General features: G+C 44.9%; 1 protein-coding gene. It reads left to right on the top strand.

Annotation, left to right across the window (positions count from 1 at the left end):
• On the top strand, positions 1 to 660 hold a 660-nt coding region (locus R7Q46_RS26395), incomplete at its 5' end, for a phosphate/phosphite/phosphonate ABC transporter substrate-binding protein (protein WP_318078113.1).
• Positions 661 to 788: the final 128 nt, after the last annotated feature.

The raw sequence follows: 788 nt of genomic DNA, 5'->3' as shown, positions 1-788 counted from the left end.
CCGTTTAACGCCGTAACCCTAGAACGAGAATCTAACAGCCAAGTGCTCGCCGTAAGGTGGAAAAAGGGACTTGAAAGATACCACTCTGTATTTTTCACCCATCAAGACAGCGGCATTCATTCCTTGGCCGATCTGCGCGGCAAAACGCTCATTTTCGAGAGTCGCAACTCCACCAGCAGCTTTTACTTACCTGCCATTACATTGCTCAACCAAGGCGAAAAATTAGAATACCTTCGCTCTATTGATGCTCACCCAACGAAAGACCGTATCGGCTATTTGTTTTTGGATGAACATTTAGAACAATCCAACGAAATCAACCTATCCGTTTGGGTGTATAAACAGCGCGTTGCCGCCGGGGCGGTCAGTAATTTCAACTGGAACAACCCAAAAGATTTGCCAGAAAACATGAAGGAAAAACTGACCATTTTCCATAACTCGGTTGAGATCCCGCGTGATTTGGTTTTAGCGTCGCCTACTTTGAGCCAATCGACCAAAAATGAAATTACATCGATTTTATTGAAAATGGATGCCTCACCAGAAGGTTTGCATGCCTTGGATGTATTCCAAAATACCAAGCGCATATCCGCACTCACGCCAGATATGGCAACGTCTCTCGACACGGTTCGAAAGTCTGTTAACTTGCTACCAAAGGCAAACTGATGCTGAACAAACTTTCGCTAGAAACCAAATACATTTTCGCGACTATCTCCGTCGTTGTTTTGGTGGTTGTGGTCAACCTTGTACTTTACATGCATGGGTACGACACATACTCAAACAATCTCGCGCAG

Source organism: Vibrio sp. 811 (assembly GCF_033339195.1).
The sequence above is the reverse complement of the archived record's forward strand: the minus strand, read 5'-3'. Positions and strand labels throughout refer to the sequence as shown.